Annotated in this window: 21 protein-coding genes and 1 pseudogene; 14 read left to right on the top strand and 8 right to left on the bottom strand. The window is 62.1% G+C overall.

The window, feature by feature from the left end; translation table 11 throughout:
- Positions 1-20: 20 nt before the first annotated feature.
- On the top strand, positions 21-3,200 hold the full coding sequence (locus tag EL191_RS12370; protein WP_017360948.1) for an efflux RND transporter permease subunit: 3,180 nt from the start codon (positions 21-23) through the stop codon (positions 3,198-3,200).
- The gene (locus EL191_RS12375; RefSeq protein WP_041979104.1) at positions 3,197-4,585 is read left to right on the top strand and encodes an efflux transporter outer membrane subunit; all 1,389 of its coding nucleotides are present in this window, start codon (positions 3,197-3,199) and stop codon (positions 4,583-4,585) included. Before EL191_RS12370 ends, EL191_RS12375 begins: the two co-directional genes overlap by 4 nt.
- A 68-nt stretch (positions 4,586-4,653) precedes the next feature.
- On the opposite strand, the gene EL191_RS12380 is transcribed toward EL191_RS12375, so the two are convergent.
- The 3 genes from EL191_RS12380 to EL191_RS12390 form a co-directional block, all read right to left on the bottom strand.
- The gene (locus EL191_RS12380; protein WP_041979102.1) at positions 4,654-6,510 is read right to left on the bottom strand and encodes a sensor domain-containing diguanylate cyclase; all 1,857 of its coding nucleotides are present in this window, start codon (positions 6,508-6,510) and stop codon (positions 4,654-4,656) included.
- Between the two features lie 92 nt (positions 6,511-6,602).
- Positions 6,603-7,025, bottom strand: coding sequence for an MAPEG family protein (locus EL191_RS12385; protein ID WP_013715644.1), 423 nt, complete (start codon positions 7,023-7,025; stop codon positions 6,603-6,605).
- Positions 7,022-7,348, bottom strand: coding sequence for a hypothetical protein (locus tag EL191_RS12390; RefSeq protein ID WP_041979100.1), 327 nt, complete (start codon positions 7,346-7,348; stop codon positions 7,022-7,024). Before EL191_RS12390 ends, EL191_RS12385 begins: the two co-directional genes overlap by 4 nt.
- A gap of 108 nt (positions 7,349-7,456) precedes the next feature.
- Here EL191_RS12390 and EL191_RS12395 point away from each other — a divergent pair, with 108 nt between their 5' ends.
- From EL191_RS12395 to EL191_RS12405, 3 genes are read left to right on the top strand one after another with little or no spacing between them, the layout of a single operon-like run.
- Positions 7,457-8,272, top strand: coding sequence for a helix-turn-helix domain-containing protein (locus EL191_RS12395; protein WP_013715646.1), 816 nt, complete (start codon positions 7,457-7,459; stop codon positions 8,270-8,272).
- A complete protein-coding gene (locus tag EL191_RS12400) occupies positions 8,269-9,033 on the top strand; it encodes an aminoglycoside nucleotidyltransferase ANT9 (RefSeq protein ID WP_017360954.1) in 765 nt (254 codons plus the stop codon). The genes EL191_RS12395 and EL191_RS12400 overlap by 4 nt, the downstream gene beginning before the upstream one ends.
- Before the next feature lie 29 nt (positions 9,034-9,062).
- Positions 9,063-9,410 (top strand): MmcQ/YjbR family DNA-binding protein, encoded by a 348-nt coding sequence (locus tag EL191_RS12405; protein WP_017360955.1) that lies wholly within the window; start codon positions 9,063-9,065, stop codon positions 9,408-9,410.
- Here EL191_RS12405 and EL191_RS12410 read toward each other — a convergent pair.
- The 3 genes from EL191_RS12410 to EL191_RS12420 form a co-directional block, all read right to left on the bottom strand.
- The gene (locus EL191_RS12410) at positions 9,405-10,262 is read right to left on the bottom strand and encodes a hypothetical protein (protein WP_041979098.1); all 858 of its coding nucleotides are present in this window, start codon (positions 10,260-10,262) and stop codon (positions 9,405-9,407) included. The two genes, EL191_RS12405 and EL191_RS12410, sit on opposite strands and share 6 nt — an antisense overlap.
- 103 nt (positions 10,263-10,365) lie before the next feature.
- A complete protein-coding gene (locus EL191_RS12415; RefSeq protein ID WP_041979096.1) occupies positions 10,366-11,088 on the bottom strand; it encodes a DUF1294 domain-containing protein in 723 nt (240 codons plus the stop codon).
- Complete coding sequence (locus tag EL191_RS12420) at positions 11,085-11,915, bottom strand: undecaprenyl-diphosphate phosphatase (protein WP_026041899.1); 831 nt, start codon at positions 11,913-11,915, stop codon at positions 11,085-11,087. Before EL191_RS12420 ends, EL191_RS12415 begins: the two co-directional genes overlap by 4 nt.
- Before the next feature lie 251 nt (positions 11,916-12,166).
- Here EL191_RS12420 and EL191_RS12425 point away from each other — a divergent pair.
- From EL191_RS12425 to EL191_RS12440, 4 genes and pseudogenes are all read left to right on the top strand, one after another.
- Positions 12,167-13,800 (top strand): annotated as a pseudogene (locus tag EL191_RS12425) (methyl-accepting chemotaxis protein).
- Positions 13,801-13,807: 7 nt separating this feature from the next.
- Entirely contained in the window at positions 13,808-14,422 is a 615-nt protein-coding gene (locus EL191_RS12430; protein WP_017360959.1) for a hypothetical protein, read from the top strand.
- A 50-nt stretch (positions 14,423-14,472) separates the two neighbouring features.
- Entirely contained in the window at positions 14,473-15,042 is a 570-nt protein-coding gene (gene pnuC, locus EL191_RS12435; RefSeq protein WP_017360960.1) for a nicotinamide riboside transporter PnuC, read from the top strand.
- Positions 15,039-15,590 (top strand): AAA family ATPase, encoded by a 552-nt coding sequence (locus EL191_RS12440; protein ID WP_041979089.1) that lies wholly within the window; start codon positions 15,039-15,041, stop codon positions 15,588-15,590. Before pnuC ends, EL191_RS12440 begins: the two co-directional genes overlap by 4 nt.
- Here the strand turns inward: EL191_RS12440 and EL191_RS12445 are convergent.
- Together EL191_RS12445 and EL191_RS12450 are read right to left on the bottom strand one after the other, a co-directional pair.
- The gene (locus tag EL191_RS12445; protein WP_041979087.1) at positions 15,558-16,025 is read right to left on the bottom strand and encodes a DUF3429 domain-containing protein; all 468 of its coding nucleotides are present in this window, start codon (positions 16,023-16,025) and stop codon (positions 15,558-15,560) included. The genes EL191_RS12440 and EL191_RS12445 overlap by 33 nt on opposite strands.
- A gap of 68 nt (positions 16,026-16,093) precedes the next feature.
- The gene (locus EL191_RS12450; protein ID WP_231118670.1) at positions 16,094-16,864 is read right to left on the bottom strand and encodes a sigma-54-dependent transcriptional regulator; all 771 of its coding nucleotides are present in this window, start codon (positions 16,862-16,864) and stop codon (positions 16,094-16,096) included.
- Here EL191_RS12450 and EL191_RS24565 point away from each other — a divergent pair.
- The 5 genes from EL191_RS24565 to EL191_RS12470 all read left to right on the top strand — a co-directional run bounded on the left by EL191_RS24565 (position 16,778) and on the right by EL191_RS12470 (position 21,420).
- Complete coding sequence (locus EL191_RS24565; RefSeq protein WP_232005546.1) at positions 16,778-17,002, top strand: hypothetical protein; 225 nt, start codon at positions 16,778-16,780, stop codon at positions 17,000-17,002. The two genes, EL191_RS12450 and EL191_RS24565, sit on opposite strands and share 87 nt — an antisense overlap.
- Before the next feature lie 527 nt (positions 17,003-17,529).
- Positions 17,530-19,404: a di-heme-cytochrome C peroxidase gene (locus EL191_RS12455; protein ID WP_041979084.1), complete on the top strand. Its 1,875-nt coding sequence runs from the start codon at positions 17,530-17,532 to the stop codon at positions 19,402-19,404.
- A 33-nt stretch (positions 19,405-19,437) separates the two neighbouring features.
- Positions 19,438-20,631, top strand: a complete 1,194-nt coding sequence (locus tag EL191_RS12460) for a catalase family protein (protein WP_017360964.1) — start codon at positions 19,438-19,440, stop codon at positions 20,629-20,631.
- A 172-nt stretch (positions 20,632-20,803) separates the two neighbouring features.
- Entirely contained in the window at positions 20,804-21,070 is a 267-nt protein-coding gene (locus EL191_RS12465; RefSeq protein ID WP_017360965.1) for a hypothetical protein, read from the top strand.
- Positions 21,071-21,192: 122 nt separating this feature from the next.
- Positions 21,193-21,420 (top strand): DUF1272 domain-containing protein, encoded by a 228-nt coding sequence (locus tag EL191_RS12470; protein WP_013715661.1) that lies wholly within the window; start codon positions 21,193-21,195, stop codon positions 21,418-21,420.
- Positions 21,421-21,450 lie beyond the last annotated feature (30 nt).

A 21,450-nucleotide genomic window follows, 5' to 3' on the forward strand; every position in this document is an offset into this window, starting at 1 on the left:
CGCGCCTTGAGGACAGACCCATGAATTTCTCGCAATTCTTCATCCAGCGGCCGATCTTCGCTGCCGTGCTGTCGCTGCTGATCCTGATCGGCGGTGCCATCTCGCTGTTCCAGCTGCCCATCAGCGAGTACCCGGAAGTGGTGCCGCCGACCGTAGTGGTGCGCGCCAACTTCCCCGGCGCCAACCCCAAGGTGATCGGTGAAACCGTCGCCTCACCGCTGGAACAGGCCATCGTCGGTGTCGAAGGCATGCTCTACATGTCGTCGCAGTCGACCAACGACGGCAAGCTGACCCTGACCGTGACCTTCGCCCTCGGCACCGACCTGGACAACGCCCAGGTGCAGGTGCAGAACCGCGTCACCCGCACCATGCCGACCCTGCCCACCGAAGTGCAGCGCCTTGGCGTGACCGTGGACAAGGCCTCTCCGGACCTGACCATGGTGGTGCACCTGACCTCGCCAGACCAGCGCTATGACATGCTCTACCTGTCCAACTACGCCGCGCTCAACGTCAAGGACGAGCTGGCGCGCCTGGATGGTGTCGGCGACGTGCAACTGTTCGGCATGGGCAACTACTCGCTGCGCGTCTGGCTCGACCCGAACAAGGTAGCCTCGCGCGGGCTCACCGCCACCGATGTGGTCAACGCCATTCGTGAGCAGAACCGCCAGGTCGCCGCCGGTGCCCTCGGCGCGCCACCGGCCGATGCCGGCAACAGCTTCCAACTATCGATCAACACTCAGGGCCGCCTGGTCACCGAGGAAGAGTTCGAGAACATCATCATCCGCGTCGGCGACAACGGCGAGATCACCCGCCTGCGTGATATCGCGCGGGTCGAGTTGGGCTCCAACCAGTACGCCCTGCGCTCGCTGCTGAACAACCAGCCGGCCGTGGCCATGCCGGTATTCCAGCGCCCCGGCTCCAACGCCATCGCGCTTTCCGACTCGGTGCGCGAGCGCATGGCCGAGCTCAAGCAGAGCTTCCCACAGGGCATGGACTACGAAATCGTCTATGACCCGACCATCTTCGTCCGAGGCTCCATCGAGGCGGTGGTGCACACCCTGCTCGAAGCCATCGTGCTGGTGGTGTTGGTGGTGATCCTGTTCCTGCAGACCTGGCGCGCGTCGATCATCCCGCTGGCCGCCGTGCCGGTATCGCTGATCGGCACCTTCGCGGTAATGCACCTGTTCGGCTTCTCACTCAATGCCCTGTCGCTGTTCGGCCTGGTATTGGCCATCGGTATCGTGGTGGACGACGCCATCGTCGTGGTGGAGAACGTCGAGCGCAACATCGCCCTGGGCAAGACGCCGGTGGAAGCCACACGCCAGGCCATGAAGGAAGTGACCGGCCCAATCGTCGCCACCGCGCTGGTGCTGTGCGCGGTATTCGTGCCGACCGCGTTCATCTCCGGCCTCACCGGGCAGTTCTACCAGCAGTTCGCACTGACCATCGCGATTTCCACGGTGATTTCCGCGGTCAACTCGCTGACCCTGTCGCCAGCCCTGTCGGCCATCCTGCTCAAGGACCATCACGCGCCGAAGGACCGCTTCTCGCGTGTACTCGACAAACTCTTCGGCGGCTGGCTGTTCGGCCCGTTCAACCGCATGTTCGACCGTGCCAGTAGTGGCTACGTCGGCACCGTGCGCCGCGTCCTGCGCGGCAGTAGCATCGCCATGCTGGTCTACGGCGGCCTGCTGGCACTCGGTTATCTGGGCTTTTCCAGCACCCCGACCGGCTTCGTACCGCAGCAGGACAAGCAGTACCTGGTGGCCTTCGCCCAACTGCCGGACGCCGCAACCCTGGATCGTACCGAATCGGTGATCAAGCGCATGAGCGAGATCGCCGGCAAATATCCGGGCGTGGAAAACACCGTGGCGTTCCCGGGCCTGTCGATCAACGGGTTCACCAACAGCCCGAACAGCGGCATCGTGTTCGTTGCACTGAAGGACTTCGACCAGCGCAAGGACGATCACCTGTCCGCCAACGCCATTGCCGCGGAACTCAACGGCCAGTTCGGAGAGATTCAAGACGCCTATATCGCCATCTTCCCGCCACCACCGGTACAGGGCCTGGGCACCATCGGCGGCTTCCGCCTGCAGGTTCAGGACCGTGGCAACCTGGGCTACGAAGAGCTGTATACGCAGACCCAGAACATTCTGGGCAAGGCCCGCCAGTTGCCGGAGCTGAACCCGATGTCGGTGTTCACCAGCTATCAGGTCAACGTGCCGCAGGTCGATGCCGCCATCGACCGTGAAAAGGCCAAGACCCATGGCGTAGCCATCAGCGACATCTTCGACACCCTGCAGGTGTACCTGGGCTCGCTGTATGCCAACGACTTCAACCGCTTCGGCCGCACCTACCAGGTCAACGTCCAGGCTGACCAGCAGTTCCGCCTGGAGCCGGAACAGATCGGCCAGCTCAAGGTGCGCAACAACCGTGGCGAGATGGTACCGCTGTCGACCTTCGTCAAGGTCGATGACAGCGCAGGCCCGGATCGGGTGATGCACTACAACGGCTTCCTCACTGCCGAGATCAACGGTGCCGCCGCGCCGGGCTACAGCTCGGGCCAGGCCGAAGCCGCCATCGCCAAGCTGCTGGAAGAAGAACTGCCAATCGGTATGACCTACGAGTGGACCGACCTGACCTACCAGCAGATTCTCGCCGGCAATACCGCGATCTTCATCTTCCCGCTCTGCGTGCTGCTGGCCTTCCTCGTGCTGGCTGCCCAGTACGAAAGCTGGAGTCTGCCGCTGGCGGTGATCCTGATCGTACCGACCGTACTGCTCGCCGCCATCACCGGCGTGATCATGGCCGGCATCGACAACAACATCTTCACCCAGATCGGCCTGATCGTACTGGTGGGCCTGGCCTGCAAGAACGCCATCCTGCTGGTGGAGTTCGCCAAGGACAAACAGGAAGAAGGCATGGATCGCGTCGCTGCCGTACTGGAAGCCTGCCGCCTGCGTCTGCGTCCGATCCTGATGACCTCCATCGCCTTCATCATGGGCGTGGTGCCGCTGGTGCTCTCCTCCGGTGCCGGCGCCGAGATGCGTCATGCCATGGGCGTGGCGGTGTTCTCCGGGATGATCGGCGTGACCTTCTTCGGCCTGCTGCTGACGCCGGTGTTCTATGTCCTGATCCGTGGCTTCGTGGAAAAACGCGAAGCCCGCAAAGCCGCCCGCCTGCAGGAGTCGCATGCATGAAAGCCTTTGTTCCCGCTCTCCTGACCCTGGCGCTATCGGCCTGCGCCGTCGGCCCGGACTACCGAGCACCTGCTACCGACCCCGCGCGCATCGCCGCGCTGGAGGCGGCCGACTACGACCGCAGCCGGTTCGAAGCCGCCTGGTGGCAGCAGTTCGACGACCCAACGCTGAACCAGCTGGTGCAGCGCTCGTTGCAGGACAACCGCGAGCTGCGCGTGGCGTTCAACCGCCTGCGTGCGGCACGTGCCATTCGCGATGACGTTGCCAACGACCGCCTGCCCACCGTCACCAGCCGCGCCAGCGGCGAGTTCGGCAAGGCTCAGCAGCCCCCGACCACGGACCAGCGCGTTCGTCAGGAGCGCTACGACCTGGGCCTGGACATGGCCTGGGAAGTGGATCTGTTCGGTCGCATCCAGCGGCAGTTGGAAGCCAGCGAGGCGCGCATCGAAGTGGCCGAGGCCGACTACTACCAGTTGCAGGTCAGCCTGATTGCCGAACTGGTCGATGCCTACGGCACCCTGCGCGGCGCGCAACTGCGTGAAAGCATCGCCCGCGAGAACCTGAAGAACCAGCAGGACTCCCGCGCCATCACCGAGCAGTTGCGCGATGCCGGTGTCGGCACCGAGCTCGATGTGTTGCGCGCCGATGCCCGACTGGCGGCAACCGAAGCCAGCCTGCCGCAACTGCAGGCGCAACAGGTACGTGCACAGAATCGTATCGCCACTCTGCTCGGCCAACGCCCGGAGCAGCTGCAGGTTGACCTGGCGCCGCGGCCTTTGCCGGTGATCGCCAAGGCGCTGCCGATCGGCAATCCGGCCGAACTGCTGCGGCGGCGTCCGGATATCCAGGCGGCCGAACGGCAGCTGGCAGCCGCTACCGCCGACGTGGGTGTGGCGACGGCAGACCTGTTCCCACGGGTGAGTCTGTCCGGTTTTCTCGGCTTCACCGCTGGTCGTGGCTCGCAACTGGGCGCCTCGGCAGCTCGCGCCTGGGGCGTAGCACCGAGCATCAGCTGGGCGGCCTTCGATCTGGGTAGCGTTCGTGCTCGTCTGCGTGGCGCCGAAGCGCAAGCTGACGGCGCCCTGGCACAGTACGAACAGCAAGTGCTGTTGGCGCTGGAGGAATCGGAAAACGCCTTCAGCGATTACGCCAAGCGCCAGCAACGCCTGGTTTCCCTGGTACGCCAGGCCGAAGCCAGCCGCGCTGCTGCCGATCAGGCCGCGATTCGCTATCGCGAAGGTACGGTGGACTTTCTCGTGCTGCTGGACGCCGAGCGCGAGCGCCTGGCTGCCGAGGATGCACAAGCGTCTGCCGAGACCGAGCTGTACAGCGGCATCGTCGCGATCTACAAGGCGCTCGGCGGTGGTTGGCAGCCGCAGGCCTGAAACGACTCTCCCCCGGTCGGCAGCTAGCCGACCTTCCTCAGCCCCTGGGCGGATGCTCCGGGGCTTTTTTATGCCTGGCCGTCACACGCCACGCGATTGCGACCCTGGCTCTTGGCCCGGTACAGCGCCGCATCGGCCCGTTGCAGAAGCGCCTGCGCCGGGCTTTCGGCGTCGAGCGGCATCAAGGCGATGCCCACGCTGATCGTGACGTACCCCAAAGGCGAACGCTCGTGTGGCAGTGCCAATGCTTCGACCGCTCTCACCAGTTTCTCCGCCATGCTCTGTGCACCGGCGAGCCCGGTCGAAGGCGCGAGAAAGACGAACTCCTCACCGCCATAGCGCGCCACCAGGTCGGTGGAGCGACTGATGGTTGCGGCCAGGGTGTGCGCAATCTGCTGCAGGCAGCTATCGCCAGCGGGATGGCCGTAATGGTCGTTGTAGGCCTTGAACCAGTCGACATCCAGCACGGCCAGGGCCAACGGCTCGCCGACACGCTGAGCGCGCTTGCATTCCTTGGCTAGGACTTCGTCGAAATGCCGGCGGTTGGCGATGCCCGTCAGGGCATCGGTCAGGCTGAGCATCTCCAGGCGGCTGTTGAGTACCTGCAGCTCTTCGGTACGCACCGCAACGCGCTGCTCCAGCTCACGCTCGGAATGCTGCAGGGTTTCCACCAGTTGTTCCTGGGCTTGTAGCAATCTGGCCTGAGCCTGCAGTTTTTCCTGACGCATGACGTTGATGCGGTCGGCCAATGCGAAGGCCAGCAACAGCATCTCCAGTGACGAACCGATCTGTAGGCCGTCTTCCGTAAAAGCGTTGGTCGGCAAGATGCCCAGGGCACGCAGGGTCGTGGTGGCGCCACCGAGAATCAGCAGGCCGAATGCAGCCAGGAAGAAGTAGGCGCTGCGCTGCCGCTTGAGGGCGCAGGCCAGCCCTACCCCCATCATCACGAAGGCGGTCAGTAAATAGGCCACGATGGCCACGCGTGACACCTGCGGCAACGCAACGGCGTAGATCAGCGGGGAAACTAGGTAGAGGGCCACCAATGCCAGCAAACCGCGGTCGACCCGCGGCAACAGGCGTGTAGTCTGCAGCATGCTGCGCATGAACAGCAACATCCCGCTCAGCGCCAGCGATGCGCCTGAGTAATACGCCACGTTGGAGTTGAGCGGCAGGCCGAACAACGTCCAGTCCGGCGCCATGCCGTTCTTGATCGTCAAGGTGCAAACGGCGCACAACACGAAGGTCACGTAGAGCAGGTAGATGCGTTCGCGCAGGGCGATGAACAGCATCAGGTTAAACAGGATCATGGCAATGGCGATCCCCATGTAACCGGCACGCGCCATGTAGTCTTCGCGCTCGTAGGCATGGAACGCCTGCTCCGACCAGAGCTGTAACGGCACCAGCAGACCGATGCTCGACTCGACCCGCAGGTACACCACCTGCTGCGAGTGTGCAGCCAGGTGCAGCGGGAAGACGAAGTTGCGATTGTCGTAGGCCTTGCCGCCCTGCGGCCGGTCAGCCCCGGTGAACCAGGCGCGATAGCCGCCCTGCTCGTCCGGCAGATAGACATCGACCAGGGATATGCGTGGATTGTCGACCACCAGCAAACGGGTCACGGACTCGGCGCTGGAATTGCCGACGTCCAGACGAAACCAATAGGCCGAGCGGGTAAAACCGAGGGCGAAAGACGCGCTGCTGGCCTGTTCATAACGAAATGGCCCGGCCATTTCGGCGGAACGGATATCTTCCAATGCCAACGTCCGCGAGGTGTCTTCCAGTAATCCGACATGGGTCGTCAACGACAGGGGTTGCTGACTCGGTTGTGCGATATCGAGTTGGCGACTATCTGCCCATATCGGCGATGAAAGCAGCAACAGGCCCAGCAAAAGCCAGGAAGAGAGCCGAAGACGGTGATGGGCGTTCATTGGCAGATATCGACTGGGGCTCGGACGAGCCCCGGCTCGCGCGTGATCACGGGGAGCCAGAGTCTACAAGACAAATTCTGGCGGCGGCAAAATCACAGCAAGGCGATACCGATCAATACGGCCAGAACGAGGAGGCAGGCTAACGCCACGAAATATGAAAGCGTCCGCCAGGGTTGCCAGCCGCCCAGGTACATCAGCGTATGCGCGACACGCGCGCCCGTGAAAGTGGCGAATGCCACGCTGGTCGTTTCAATCGGCGTCTGCAGCGCCACGGCAAGAGCGCCGAGCATGAAGAACAAGGGAATGTTCTCCAGATCGTTCATCCAGGCCTTGGCTGCCCGCTGTACCTGCGGCATGTCCTGCGCGTGTACCGCGCGGCCGAAGAAGGTGGCGTCCTCGAGGTTGGCGAACGCCCGATACCTGAGGCGGAAATATCCCTGGTAGCAGGAGATCGCCAGCATCTTCAGAAAAAGCGCCAGCACGCACAGGCTGTAAAGATGCAAGAGATCGTTCACGCCTGCGTCTCGCTCAGTCGCTCGCGGCAGAAACCTTCGACCACGAGATACAACAGCGGGCCAATCGAGACGAAGACGGCGGTAAGCAGCAGGTACGGCAAGATCGAGAACAGCGAACGCCCCTTCGCGCGGGCATCCCGGTATATCCAGATGCAGGCCATGCTGCCGAGCAGATAAAGGTCGATGACCACTTGCGCCGTATCGGGACGGGACATCAGCTCCAGACCGAAGGCTATCAGCGACTGTTCGGCAATCGCCATGCTCCAGGCTGTATAGGCAGAAAATGCCAGCAAGGCGACGAGGGCGAGGTAAGGCTTGTTCATGCGCGGCTCCTGATCGATGACCCGCGCAAGTTAGTGCTATCGTCGCCGCTGACTCAATGACCTGTGAGGTCATAGACACCCCCTCACCCGCACGATCAGAGTTTGCGTATGAATGCCCGCCTGTCGCCTCGCCCCACCACCGTTGCCACGGCCGGACTGCAACTGCGTCAGCTACGCCGCCAGGCCAGCCTCAGCCAACTCGAACTGGCATTGCTCACCGGCGTTTCCCAGCGCCACCTCAGTTGCATCGAAACCGGCCGTGCCAAACCAAGCCCCGCTACCCTGCATGCCCTGTTGATGGCACTGGAGGCGCCGCTGGAACAATGCAACAGCGTGTTCCTGGCTGCCGGTTATGCGCCGCGGTATGGTACGTCGCCGCTCACCTCTCCTTCGCTGGAGGCCATTCGTGGCGCCATCGGCCATGTCCTGCAGGCCAATAACCCGGCTCCGGCGATCGTGCTGGGCAGCCAGTGGCAGGTACTGGCTGCCAATGCCAGCACGGCCGCGCTATTTGGGCTGCTGGGGCTACCTGCGAACACGACCGATGAGCTGAATCTGCTGGTCACTCTGCTGCAGCCGGGAGGCCTCGGCGACCATCTGCTCAATGCCGAAGAAATCCGCACCGTCGCCTGGCAACGCGCCTCCCGCGAAGCGCTGGAAAATCGGGAGCTGGCCACGCTGCTGACTAGCCTGCCGACACCATCCGGGCCGGCGTCGCTGAGCAACGAATTCCCGCCACTGGTGATGACGCGCATCGACTCGCCTGAAGGGGAGCTGAGTTTTCTATCCACCTTTACGACTTTCGGCATGCCGCTGGACATCACCGTGGCTTCGCTGCGCATCGAACACCTGATCCCGGCCGACCCACTCACCTGGCAGGTCATGACCCGGGCCTATGAACGTTCGCTGGTAACGCCGTCATGAATGCACAGATCAGCGCCGCCCTCGCCCTTCTGCAGCAGCACCTGGGCGATGACCTGCTGGCCGTACACCTCTATGGTTCAGCCGTGGCCGGTGGCCTCAAGCCTGGCAGTGATCTTGACCTGCTGGTAATGGTCGGTACGCCGCTGAGCGATGCCGTGCGCCACAGCCTGATGCGGGCACTGCTGAACATTTCCGCCTGGCCAGCCACCGAATACCTGCGACCACTGGAGGTTACGGTGTTGAACCGAGACGCCGTGCTGCCCTGGCGCTACCCCGCGAAGCGCGAGATGCAATTTGGTGAATGGCTGCGCGACGATCTGAACGCGGGCCGCATCGAACCGGCTGTTACCGACCACGACCTGGCGATTCTCATCAGCAAGGCCCGCCAGCACAGCATCTGTCTGTTCGGCCCAGCGGCAACAGAGTTGTACGAACCAGTGCCCGAAGCCGATCTGCTCCGTGCACTGCACGATACCGTCGCACAATGGAATCAACCGGACGATTGGCTGGGAGATGAGTGCAGCGTAGTACTGGCCCTGGCCCGCATCTGGCTGACACTGAGCACTGGCGAGATCGCGGCCAAGGATGTAGCAGCCGATTGGCTACTGGAGCGCCTGCCAGCTGAACATCGACCTGTGCTGCAAGCTGCGCGGAACATCTACCTGGGCACGGGCGAAGATGATCTGGCCCAGTACCCACGGGCACTGGCAGGCTTCATCGACTACGCACGCCTGCAAATCGAACGGCTACGCACGAGTTAACCGGCCTTGACCCCTTTGTGGAGACATCCATGACACCAGATCAGATCGCCGCCTTTTGCCTCGGCCTGCCCGGCGCCCGAGAAGATCTCAAGTGGGGCAGCAACCGGGTGTTCTCGGTGGCGGGCAACAAGATGTTCGCCATACTCGACTTTCTTGGCGAGAACCTGGCATTCAAGGTCGATGACGACCTGTTTCTTGGCTATGTCGACCGCCCGGGCGTGCGCCCTGCTCCCTATCTGGCCCGTGCTCGCTGGATCAACATGAGCGCTCGGCAATTGCCGTTGGGTGACGACGAGCTGCGCCAGTTACTGACTCGTTCGCATCAACTGGTGGTGCGCAGATTGCCCAAACGCCTGCAACCCGGGCTGCTTCTATAGCGGCGTGGCCATTTCCAAGCGGATGACCCGCCGCTGCTGCAGGCTGACCGGGGGCTCGAAGACCTGGCGGTAGTGCTCTCTAGCCAGGCGGCGTATCAGGCCACTGCGTTGCGCCTTTGGCAGCAGTTCCTGCAGTAACCGGTGTAGCTCCGGATACGCGGGGGAGACGTAGAGAATGTGATCCTGCGCATAGCGGAACACCAGGTTGCGCTCCACTTCCAGCTCGGAATGCTGCATCCATTCGCGGGCCATTTCGTGGGCGCCGCGAGGCAGATAGTCGATCGGCCGCGTCGGCGAGGCCACCATGCGGTAGAGCCGTTTCCAGTCACCGTCGACAGCCTCTACCAGCAGGTCATTGGCCTCCCAGATCGTCCGATCCGCCCAGGCCGCGCCCACGCCTGCTACCCGCTGCAGACGGCGAAAATCCTCCAGGCTGCGTACCGGATCGTACAGTGCCTGACTCCCCTTGGGAATGAAGAGGATGCGCTGGTTGACCAGATTGTCGGTCATATCCACCCGCACCGGTAGGAACCTGCGGTCACGCTCGGCCGTCGGCCCGAGGATCAGTACGCTGATGTCCCCACGTTGCAGCATGAGTTCCAGGCGTGTCATCGGCAGGTTGCCACGCTCGTGCACAACCAACGAATGCCCATCCGAGGCAAGGGTTTGTTCAAGCAGCAGCCGGGAATAGGCTACCGACTCGGGCGTGCCGCCCAGGGCCAATTGCACCACGGTGGACGCCTGCGTGATGGCAGAGAAGCAGCCCAGCAGGCACAGGCCCAGCCCCTGCAAGCAGGCCACAAGACGTCGTCCGGCACTTCCTGCGCCGAGGTTGTTCATTATTGTTTTCATGACCACGTTGCTCCGCCACGGGGCGGAATCCGTCTCTGGCAGACTCCGAGCGCGAACATAGCCGCTAACCACACCTTAATGCCAGTGTGCCTGCAGCTAGCTGCTACTGAACAAGTAACGGGACATGGCGGGCTATGTAAGCACCGTCAAACAACAGCAGGTCGACCCAGAAGATCTGATGTGCGGCGACGATCATCCAGAACACCGCCTGATAGGACGCCTTGCGCGTCTTGTGCCGGAAGATCTGCTGGGCAATCAGCGCGCCCGGCCAACCACCGGCCAGTTCCACCAGATGCAAGGTGTTTTCAGCTGTACGGCGGCTACCGTTCTGGGCGCTGCGTTTGTCCAGCCAGTACTGTACAAAGCTCAGCAAGCTGGCCAGCAGATAAAGCGGCAATATCCACCAGAGGCCCTTGCCGAACAGTTGCAATACGCCCAGCAGTGGCAAGACGCACAGCGAAGCGAGCATCACGGCCTTGCCAGAGAAATTCTGTATGGAAGCCTTGCCCACCACCTTGTACGCCGATCTGTCGGACGTCTTTCGCGATGCCGGGGCAGCCTTGTCGGGACTTTTCGGTTTGCGCCGTATCGCCTGGCGATCAAGGCTCAACTCACCGGCCAGACGCAGGTGCTCCGCGCGCGGCCGGCCACGCTGGTCACGTCCTTCGATGAACAGTACGTCATCCCCCGGCTGTGGGCGCCGGTCGCCGCGCATTACCGAGATATGCGCGAACACATCCGCCCCGCCGTTTTCCGGCTGGATGAAACCGAAACCCTTGGCGTCGTCCCAGCTTTTCAGGCGTCCCTTGCGCTCGTTGCCAATCACGGCTGCGCAGTGCTCCAGTCGATCAGGTGCAGTTGCCAAGTAGCGAGAATCACCAGGCCAAAAGCGATGCGATACCAGGCGAACACAGCGTAGCTGTGACTGGTGATGAACTTGAGCAGTGCACGCACGGTGATCATCGCCACGATGAAGGTGCTGACGAAACCGATGGCGAAGATCGGTAGGTCGCTCACCTGCAGAATGTCGCGGTACTTGAACAACGAATAGACCGTGGCCGCAACCATCGTCGGCATCGCCAGAAAGAAGGAAAACTCGGTCGCGGCCTTGCGCGACAGACCGAATACCAGCCCGCCGATAATGGTGGCACCCGAGCGCGATGTCCCCGGAATCAGCGCCAGGCACTGCGCGAAGCCGACCTTCAGGGCCAGTTTCCAGTTCATCTCATCGACCGTTTCAGCCTGAATCGTATGGGCGCGCTTCTCGGCCCAGAGCATGATGATCCCGCCGATGATCAGCGCCATCGCGACGGTAATCGGGTTGAACAGCCAGTGTTCGATCAGGTCGGCGAAGGCCAGACCGAAGACCACCGCCGGAATGAACGCCAGGAGCAGATTGAAGCTGAAGCGCTGGGCCTTCGGATCGCTGGGCAAACCCAGGATCACACCCAATACTTTCGCGCGAAATTCCCATATGACAGCCAGAATGGCGCCGAGCTGGATGATGATCTTGAACGCAGTTGCCGTCTCGCCGTTGAAGCCCAGCAGGTCACCGACCACGATCAGGTGCCCGGTGCTGGAAATGGGCAAGAACTCGGTCAGGCCTTCCACAATGCCCAGAATCAGGGCCTGAAAGGCCATCCAGATATCCATCAAATCCCCCAAAGCGCGGCGACTCACCTACGCGTAAAACTAAAACGTGGAACACAGATCCCGCCGTGGGACACAAACCCGCCGCGGAGGTTCCTCGCGTAGGTCTAGCTCGGTGCTCGCTCAGGTTCTGTACCGAACGGCCGAAATGCTATCAGACAACTAGAGTGAATAATGCGGCGATGTGACAGTATGGCCTCGCGCACTCTAGAGTTGCCCTGACGCCGACAATTACAACAATCAGGTATTCGTCCATGAACAGCTTACGTAGTCTTCCCATCAGCCGCCGCCTATGGCTGATCCTGGCGCTGGCCATCCTGACGCTGATCCTGCAGGGCGCCTACATGCTGCGCCAGATCCACTCCGACCTCTACCTCGGCAAAGCGGAAAAGACCGAGCACGTGGTGCAGAGCGCAGCCGGAATTCTCAAGCACTTCCACAGCCTGGAAAGCACCGGCAGCCTGAGCCGCGAAGAGGCGCAGAAGCAGGCCATGGAAGTGATTCGCGGCTTGCGCTACGACGGCCAGGAGTACTTCTGGATCAATGACCAGACCCCAGTCATGCTCATGCACCCGATCAACGCCAAGCTCGAGGGACAGAATCTGTCGGGTTTCAAGGACCCGGACGGCAAGGAGCTGTTCAACGAGATGGTCGCCGTTACCCGCAGCAAGGGCGCCGGCCAGGTCGACTACCGCTGGCCGAAACCAGGCGCCAGCGACCCCGTACCGAAGATTTCCTACGTCGAACTGTTTCAGCCCTGGGTTGGATCATCGGCTCCGGGGTGTATGTCGATGACGTGCAGGAGGAATTCAGAACCCAGGCGCTCAAAGCCATGAGCATCGGCCTGTTGATCGCCCTGCTCCTCGCTGCCCTGGTGGTGCTGATCACCCGCAGCATCGTCCAGCCGCTGCAGCATGCCGTGGCAGCCATGGCCAACATTGCCAGCGGTGAAGGCGACCTGACCCGCAACCTCGACACCCACGGCCGCGACGAGCTCACCTCGCTGGCCACCCATTTCAACGCCTTCACCGACAAGCTGCGCCATGTCATCCGGCAGATGCTCGACTCGGCAGGCTCACTGGAGCAGGCCGCAGGCACCCTCGGCGATATCTCCAGCGAAGCGCAGCGCCACAGCCAACAACAGGCGCAGCAAATGGAACTGGTCGCTACCGCCGTCAACCAGGTGACCTACGGTGTGCAGGACGTGGCGAAAAACGCCGAACACGCCTCCAGTGAGATGCACACGGCCGAGGATCAGGCCAGGCAGGGGCAGCAGAACATCGAATCGAGCCTGCGCCAGATCGATCAGCTCTCCGGCACCATCGACAAGGCGGTGGAGGTAATCCAATCGCTGGCCAGCGAGAGCACGCAGATCGGCAGCGTGCTGGAAGTGATCCGCTCGATTGCCGAGCAGACCAACCTGCTCGCCCTCAATGCGGCCATCGAGGCGGCACGCGCAGGCGAACAAGGCCGTGGTTTCGCCGTGGTCGCCGACGAAGTGCGGCTCCTGGCGCAGCGCACCCAGCAGTCCACGGCCGAAATCCAGGGCATGATCGAACGCCTGCAGGGCAACTCCGAGGCCGCCGTCAAGGTGATCCACGACAGCAGCCGTGCATCCCAGCTGACCGTGGAACAAGCCAGCCAGGCCGGTGAAAGCCTCGCCCAGATCGCCCAGTCGCTGCGCAACCTGACCGGGCTCAACGCCTCGATCGCCAGTGCCACTCTGGAACAGTCGCATGTGGTGGAAGACATCAATCAAAACGTCACGCAGACGGCGGCGCTGGCTCACAACACAGCCGAAGCCGCCGAGCAGTCGAGTGCAGCCAGTCAGCACCTGAAGCAACTGGCCGACCAGCTCAATCGCTTGCTCGGGCAATTCCGCGTATGAGGCAAGCATGAGCAGCATGCAACATCAGGAGGTCGATTTCAGTCGACCACAAAACCAGGACCTGGTCTGGGACCTGGACAGCATCGCCCGCCGCGAGCTGGCCGAGCGCTTCATCAAGCTGTTCGAGAACCGCCTGTGCGTCTACTCCGAGTCGGTGGGCCAGCTGTACACCAACTACAGCCTGCATTTTCCCAGCGATCTCGGGCGCAAGATGGTGGTGCTGCCCAACCCTTACGCCTTCCACGACACCCTGCACGGCATCGATAGCCAGGCCATTCGCAAGACGGGCCTGTGCGTGCTGCCGGGCAAGGTGCTGGGCAAACCCGGGCTGTTGCTCAGCACCCAGATCAGGGATGGCGGGCCGGCGCCCAAGACCATGCCGTTCAAACCGGCCCTGGCGCAGATCATCAGTAACCAGAAGAAAATCGGCGATCTGTTCCTGCCTGTTCTGATGAAGGGCGATCTGCGCGAATTCGACCAACAGATGCCTTACATCCACCTGCACCGCCTGCAATTGGCGCGCCTGGAACGATTGTCGAGTTTCGAGCGCGACGACATCCAGCAGACCATCACGCGCAAGCTGCTGATGCTCTACCGGCAGGCCGACAGCCTGGTGTGCTGAGCCGCCTGCATCAGTACAATCGCCCTCCTTTCCCCGTGTGAGAACGCCGCATGTCCTGGCTCGAACTCATTGCTGCCGGACTCGGCATCGTCGCCGTCTGGCTGACCGTCAGGCAGAACCCCTGGTGCTGGCCCATCGGCTTGATCATGGTGTTGCTCTACGCCTGGCTGTTCTACGACTGGCGGCTGTACTCCAACCTGCTCCTGCAACTGCTGTTCGCTGCGCTGCAGCTCTACGGCTGGTGGCAGTGGACCCGAGGTGGCGAACGCCATGATGGGCGCAGGGTCAGCCGGCTGGGGCCCCTCGCGGTCGCTGCCGGCCTGCTGATCGGCGCGCTCGGCGCCTGGCTGCTTGGCTACCTGATGGCGACCTATACCGACGCCAGCTCGCCCTGGCTGGATTCGGCATTGACAGCATTCAGCCTGGTCGCACAATTGTGGATGGCGCAAAAACGTCTGCAATGCTGGGCGCTGTGGGTGGTCGTGGATCTCTGCTACGTGGCGTTCTTCCTGTATAGCGAGCTGTATCTGACCGCGGCTCTCTACGCCGCCTTCACCGCCCTGGCCGTCAGTGGCTGGTTGAGCTGGCGCCGCGATCCGGCCCTGCAGCACGCGTCATGAAGGTCCTGGTGCTGACCGGGCCGGAGTCCAGCGGCAAGAGCTGGCTGGCCGGGGAGATTCAAGCGCGCTTCGGCGGCGTGGTGGTGGGCGAATACGTACGCCACTTCATCGACCAGCAGCAGCGCGATACCTGCTACGCCGATATCGCCGATATCGCCCGCGGGCAATTGGCCTGGGAGGATGCTGCGCGGGCGGCCAAACCCGCTCTGCTGATTCTCGACACCCATCTGCTGAGCAACATGTTGTGGAGCCAATGCCTGTTCGGCGATTGTCCAGGCTGGTTGGAAACCGAGCTACTTGCACGTCACTACGACCAGCATCTGCTGCTCGACCCGGCGGGGGTGCCATGGGTCGAGGATGGCCAGCGCTGCCAACCGCAGTTGGCTGAGCGCCAGGCTTTTCATCGTGCCTGTCGGGACTGGCTGATGAAGCACGGTCAGCCCTTCAGCGAGCTATCCGGCAGTTGGAGCGCACGGCGCGCAGCAGCGCTGGAGCAGGTCGCAGCGCTGCTCGGCTCAGTTGACCAGCACGCTGGCCCAGGCTACTAGCAGACTCAGGCATACCACCAGTGTCAGCGGGGTGCGCAGCGCCGGATACCATTGCGGTGCCAGCCTGACGCGCACTGCATGCATATCGGCCAGGTACAGGCCGATGAAGGCGAACAGGAAGATCGGCAGCGCCAGCCCCATAGGCAACCCGCCAGCCAGCGCAGCCCACCCCAGCAGCGGCGGTATCACCGAAAGCCCCAGTTGCAGTTGGGCATTTTTATCGGTCTCTTGCGCGCGCATCGCCAATCCCCAGTGAATGGCTCCCATGAAGGCCAGGATCACTGCCGAGAAATCCAGCAAGGCATCCAGCACGAAGGGTCGCCAGCCCAAGGGAATCAACCAGATGCCCAGCGCGCCGCCAACGAATGGCACCAGCCCGGCATAACCCAGCAACACTGCCAGTTTCGGTGGCTTCGCGGCGTCGAACGGGTGCATGAAAATCTCCTTGGCGATAGGTTCGACGGGCACCTTAGCAGTGTTTCTCGAGCGTTACAGCATGCGTCTCAGCGCAGGCGATGCTTGTGCAGCAGGCGATAGAAGGTCGGCCTAGAAACCCCTAGCGTTCGCGCCGCCTGACTCATGTTGTGGGTGTAACGACCCAGCACATCGTTCAGCGCCTGGCGCTCGGCCCGCAGGATGTAATCCTCCAGAGTCACCGGCGCGTCGATATCGATCTGCACTGGCTGTAAGCCCAGGTCCGCAGCCAGGATCTGCCGTCCCTGCGCCAGCACCAGGGCTCGTACCACACGGTTGCGCAGCTCGTGCACGTTGCCCGGCCAGGCATGAGCGGTCATGGCGTTGATCGCTTCCTCGCTGAAGCGACGGTATGGGCGTCCTACCGTCGCACCATGCTGCTTGGCGAAATGCTCGGCCAGCAGCAACAGATCGCCAGGATGTTCGCGCAGATTCGGTGTGTGCAATTGCTGCGCCGTGAGCAGATGAAACAGATCTCGGCTGAAACGCGCCTGCTGCACTGCCAGCATCAGTTCCCCTCGATCCAGGGTCACTAGCGAGGCCCGAGGGTGAGCCCGCAGGTAATCGAGCAATCGCTGCTGCGCGGCATCCGCCAACTCCGCGGTATGTTCAAGCAGCACGGTGGTTGTACTCGACGCGGCCACGATGGCGTCATCGAAGCACTCTGCACAATTCATCAGGCGCATGGGCCTTGCTCGGCGGGATGAGCGCTGATGAAGCAAGTGCGCAAGCAGATGCTTGCCGCTGCCTCGCTCGCCGCTGACAAACAGCGGGCCATCGACACGACTAAGGTGATCCATCTGTTTGCGCAGGTTTCGCGCCGCGCCGCTATTGCCCAGAAACTGGAAGGATTGCCGCCCGCTTTTGAACTTGCGCAAGCGAGTGCCTGCCTGTGCCTGCTGCAAGGCCTCGATCAGACGTGGAATTTCCACCGGTAGCGACAACACGGCGAAGCACCAGTCTCCGACGAGCGCTTCGCTGTCGATTGCCCTCAGTCGCTGGGCATCCAGCAGCGCCACACACGCGAGCCCTGTCCGTTGCAGGTGTTGGAGCAATGCACGCCCAGGTTGCTGGTCGAGGTGAAGCACGAGCGCATCAGCTCCATCGCCAGTGAAGGTCTCTGCCGTGCAACGCTGCAAGGTCCAGCCAGCCGCCTGCAGAGGCTGAAGCAACGTCTCGCATGCAGCGAAAGGTTCGAGCACCAATAAACGCCGGGATACGACGGAAACAGCCTGCATACTCCATCCTTGGCGCCATTATTTTGTAATTCCAATAAAAACAATGCTTTGGCGCACACAAGTGTAACGCTAGCAAGAACTTTGACGTTTAATGGATCGTTTCTCTATAAGCCTTGTTCCTGTGGGTTATTGAGCAGTTTTCACGGTTGCAGCGATGGCACCTTGCCAACAGCCTGCAGTATTGGCATAACGGGCCAATTAATAAGAACGCCACAAGGATGTCTCCGATGCGTCTGCTCCGCCGTACCCTCAAGCTCGTTATTCTGCTGGCGCTGATCGGCCTGGCGGTGGTGTTGTACTACGTGGCCAACCCCAACCTGCCGACCTACCAGCAGCCCGAGCAATTGCATTATCTGCAGCAATGGAGCGACGAGCAGCGCCAGACCTATTACTACACGCCGCAAGGCACCACAGTTAAAGGCCTGCGCTACGACTGGTTCAATGCGCTGGAAATGCCATTCGGCACGGAAAAGTTCGCCCGCCTCGATTACCTGGCCCGTTTCGGCTTTCTCACCGATCCCAAGCAGCAGCCTAGTGCGCTCAACCCCGGCAATCTGCCCGTGGGCTTTACCCGCCATCAGGACAGCGAGAGCGGTGAGCACTTTCTGGACATCAGCTGCGCCGCCTGCCACACCGGTGAACTGCGCTACAAGGGCCAGGCTGTGCGCATCGACGGCGGCGCCGCCCTGCATTCGCTGGCCTCCACCGTCCCCACCCTGCGCGGCGGTGGCTTCGGCCAGGCGCTGGGCATGAGCATGGCGTTCACTTACTACAACCCGCTGAAATTCCGTCGTTTCGCTCAACAAGTCCTGGGCGAGCAGTACCCGCAACGCCGTGATCAGTTGCGCGAGGAATTCAAACAGGTGCTCGACCGCCTGCTGGCGACTGCATTCAACGACTGGCATCGTGGCCTTTACCCAACCGAAGAAGGCTTTGGTCGCACCGATGCGTTCGGCCGTATCGCCAACACCGTATTCGGCGACGACCTGGACGACAGCAACTACCGCATCGCCGATGCCCCGGTGAGCTACCCACATCTCTGGGACATCTGGAAGTTCGACTGGGTGCAATGGAATGGCTCGGCCATGCAGCCGATGGCCCGCAACGTCGGCGAGGCCCTTGGTGTCGGAGCCAGCCTGCACCTGCTCGACGAACACGGCAAAGGCGTCGCCGAGGCGGATCGTTACGCTTCCAGCGTGCGCCTGCACGACCTGTATACCCTCGAGGAAACCCTGAAACGGCTGCAGCCACCGAAGTGGCCGCAAGCTATTTTTGGCGCGGTGGATCTGCCCCTGGCCAGTCGCGGCAAGGCCCTCTACACGGAAAACTGCGCCTACTGCCACGCGCCTGATCCCAAACCGCGGGACGAGCGCCTGGCGCCGTCACGCGATCCCGAGTGGAAAATGCGCGTGGTGCCGGTCAGCATCGTCGGTACCGATCCAACCACTGCCAACAATATCGCCGACCATCGTTTCGACATCAGCCGCCTGGGCTGGACCAAGGCCGAACTGTCGAAGCTGGATGTAAGGTTGTACGGCGCCAGCCTCGACGACGTCGACTTCAAGAGCATTTCCAGCGCCAAGGCCCTGGCCTACATCACTGCCTACGTGGAAAACCGCGCCTATCAGGACGCGGGCATCGGACCGCGCCAACGCCAGGAAATGGACGGCTATGGCCTGCCCATCGGTGTTCAGGAGAAGCGCGGCTACAAGGCGCGCCCGCTGGACGGCATCTGGGCCACCCCTCCCTTCCTGCATAACGGCTCGGTACCCAACCTGTTCGAGTTGCTCTCCCCCGTTTACGAGCGGCAGGCCCAGTTCTGGGTCGGCAACTTCGAATACGATCCGGTACGGGTGGGCTACCGCAGTGAAGAGTTCAAGGGCGGTTTCTTGCTCGACACCCGGGTCACCGGCAATGGCAACGGCGGCCATGAATTCCGCGACGGCTGCCGCCAGGAAGGCGTGATCGGCCGTGCCCTGTCGCCGGACGAGCGTCTGGCACTGATCGAGTACCTCAAGGTGCTCGGCAATACCGAACTGGAAGCCCAGCTCAGCGATATGCCCGTACGCCCCTGGACACCCGGACCGAGATGCGAAGGCTGATGTCAACCGACACCTAGAACAAGGATTGCAACGATGTTGAAACGCTTCTGGCTCTGGCTCGGTCGCCTGCTCGGCAAACTGCTGCTCACCGTCGCGCTGCTCGGCCTGGTTGGCTGGGGATTGGGCGAGGCCTATTACGCCTGGAAGTTCTCCGGCCCGGTTTCCACTCAAGAAGAAATCGCTCCGGATGAAGCCGCACTGAGCCGGCTGATCATCGAAGATGCGGTGCGCATCGTCGAGCAGCACCGTGACAATACTCGCGTGTTGCGCGACGCCCATGCCAAGGCACACGGCTGCGTCAGGGCCGAGGTACAGGTGCTGGATACGCTGGACGAGTCATTGCGCCAAGGTGTGTTCAGTGAACCGGGGCATACCTGGCAAGCCTGGATGCGCCTCTCCAACGGCAACGCCTATCCGCAATTCGATCGCGCCCGCGATGCCCGTGGCATGGCCATCAAGCTGCTCGAAGTGCCTGGTGAGAAACTCATGAAAAGTCCGGCACATGCCACAGAGCAGGATTTCGTGATGTTCAATCATCCGGCCTTCTTCGTGCGCGACGTGGCTGAATACCGTACCAACTTCGCCGCCCAGGCCGATGGCAAGAAGGCCCTTGCCTTCTTTCCCAGCTGGGACCCGCGCACCTGGGAAGCACGTCACCTGATCATCGCCCTGAAGACCCTGGCGCCTGCGCCGGAAAGCCCGGTGGCTACCACCTACAACTCCATCGCTCCGTTCAAGCTCGGTGAGCTGAACATCAAGTACCGTGTGATACCGGCTCCGCAGAACTGCCCACCCTATGAGTTGCCGGAACAGAACACCGATTTGCCCAACTTCCTGCGCAATGCGCTTTACCAGCAACTGTCTCTGGATCGCGCACCGGCGTGCTTCGAACTTCAGGTGCAAAAACAGGACGCGCAGTACTACATGCCCATCGAAGATCCGACAGTGGAATGGAGCGAAAAGATATCGCCCTTTGAAAGCGTCGCGCGTATTACCGTGCAGCCGCAGGACTTCGACAGCCGCGAACAAAATCTCTTCTGCGACAATTTGTCCTTCAATCCCTGGCATGCACTACCCGAGCACCGTCCTATCGGCGGCATAAACCGTTTGCGCAAATCGGTATATGAAGCGGTGAGCGCCTACCGCCATCAACGTAACGCCCCAGCCCCCGCTGTACCTGAGCTGCAGCCGGCCTTAGAGGAAGCGGAGGCGGAACTTTCACAGTAGAAAGTTGTAATCGCGCAAGACGCCAGAAGTTTTTACTGAGGCACTTTGCACAGCAATAAAACTTTTTTCAGCAATGTGTGACTTATGGGTTCGCTGAGTTCATCAACAACAATGTAAGGCCAACAAGCTGGCCGCAATTAATTGTTGGGATCCACTCGGAGAAACCGAACCCATGAACACACCGCTGCGTTTCAACGAAGCCTTGCTGATTGCCGATCGTGCCTTCCGCCCGTTCCAGTGCGTGGCTTGGGCTCCGCAGGACGGCACCGGCATCGTCAATATCAGCGTCGTCGACCGCACCAGCACTCGCCTGCTCGGTCGTCAACTGTCCAGCTCGACCTACACCGACCCGCAACAACTGGAAGATGCGCTGCAGAACTCCCGTGATGAACTGCGCAGCCAGGGCTTCGACCTGGCACCATGGAGCATGCCGGAGTAAGTCTTTCCCGGGGCGCCTTGTGCGCCCCGGGCTCGTTATGGGGAGCACGCTTTGCCCCGTTGCGCTTGTGCCAGGAGAAACTGCAGACTGCTGCAATCCCCTACTGCGCAGAGCCTAGAGCCATGCTTGAACTACGCCCCAACTGCGAGAACTGCGACTGCGATCTGCCGGCCGCCAGTTCCGACGCACTGATCTGTTCCTTCGAGTGCACCTTCTGCCGCTCCTGCGCCGAGTCGGTCCTGGCGCTACGCTGCCCTAACTGCGGCGGCGAACTGGTGAAGCGACCGATCCGCCCTGCGGACAAACTCGAACGGTTCCCGGCTTCCAGCAAGCGCGTACACAAAACCTGAAATGCAAAGGGGCGACCTCTCGGCCGCCCC

Origin of the sequence: Pseudomonas mendocina (assembly GCF_900636545.1) — a bacterium.
Lineage (GTDB): Bacteria > Pseudomonadota > Gammaproteobacteria > Pseudomonadales > Pseudomonadaceae > Aquipseudomonas > Aquipseudomonas mendocina.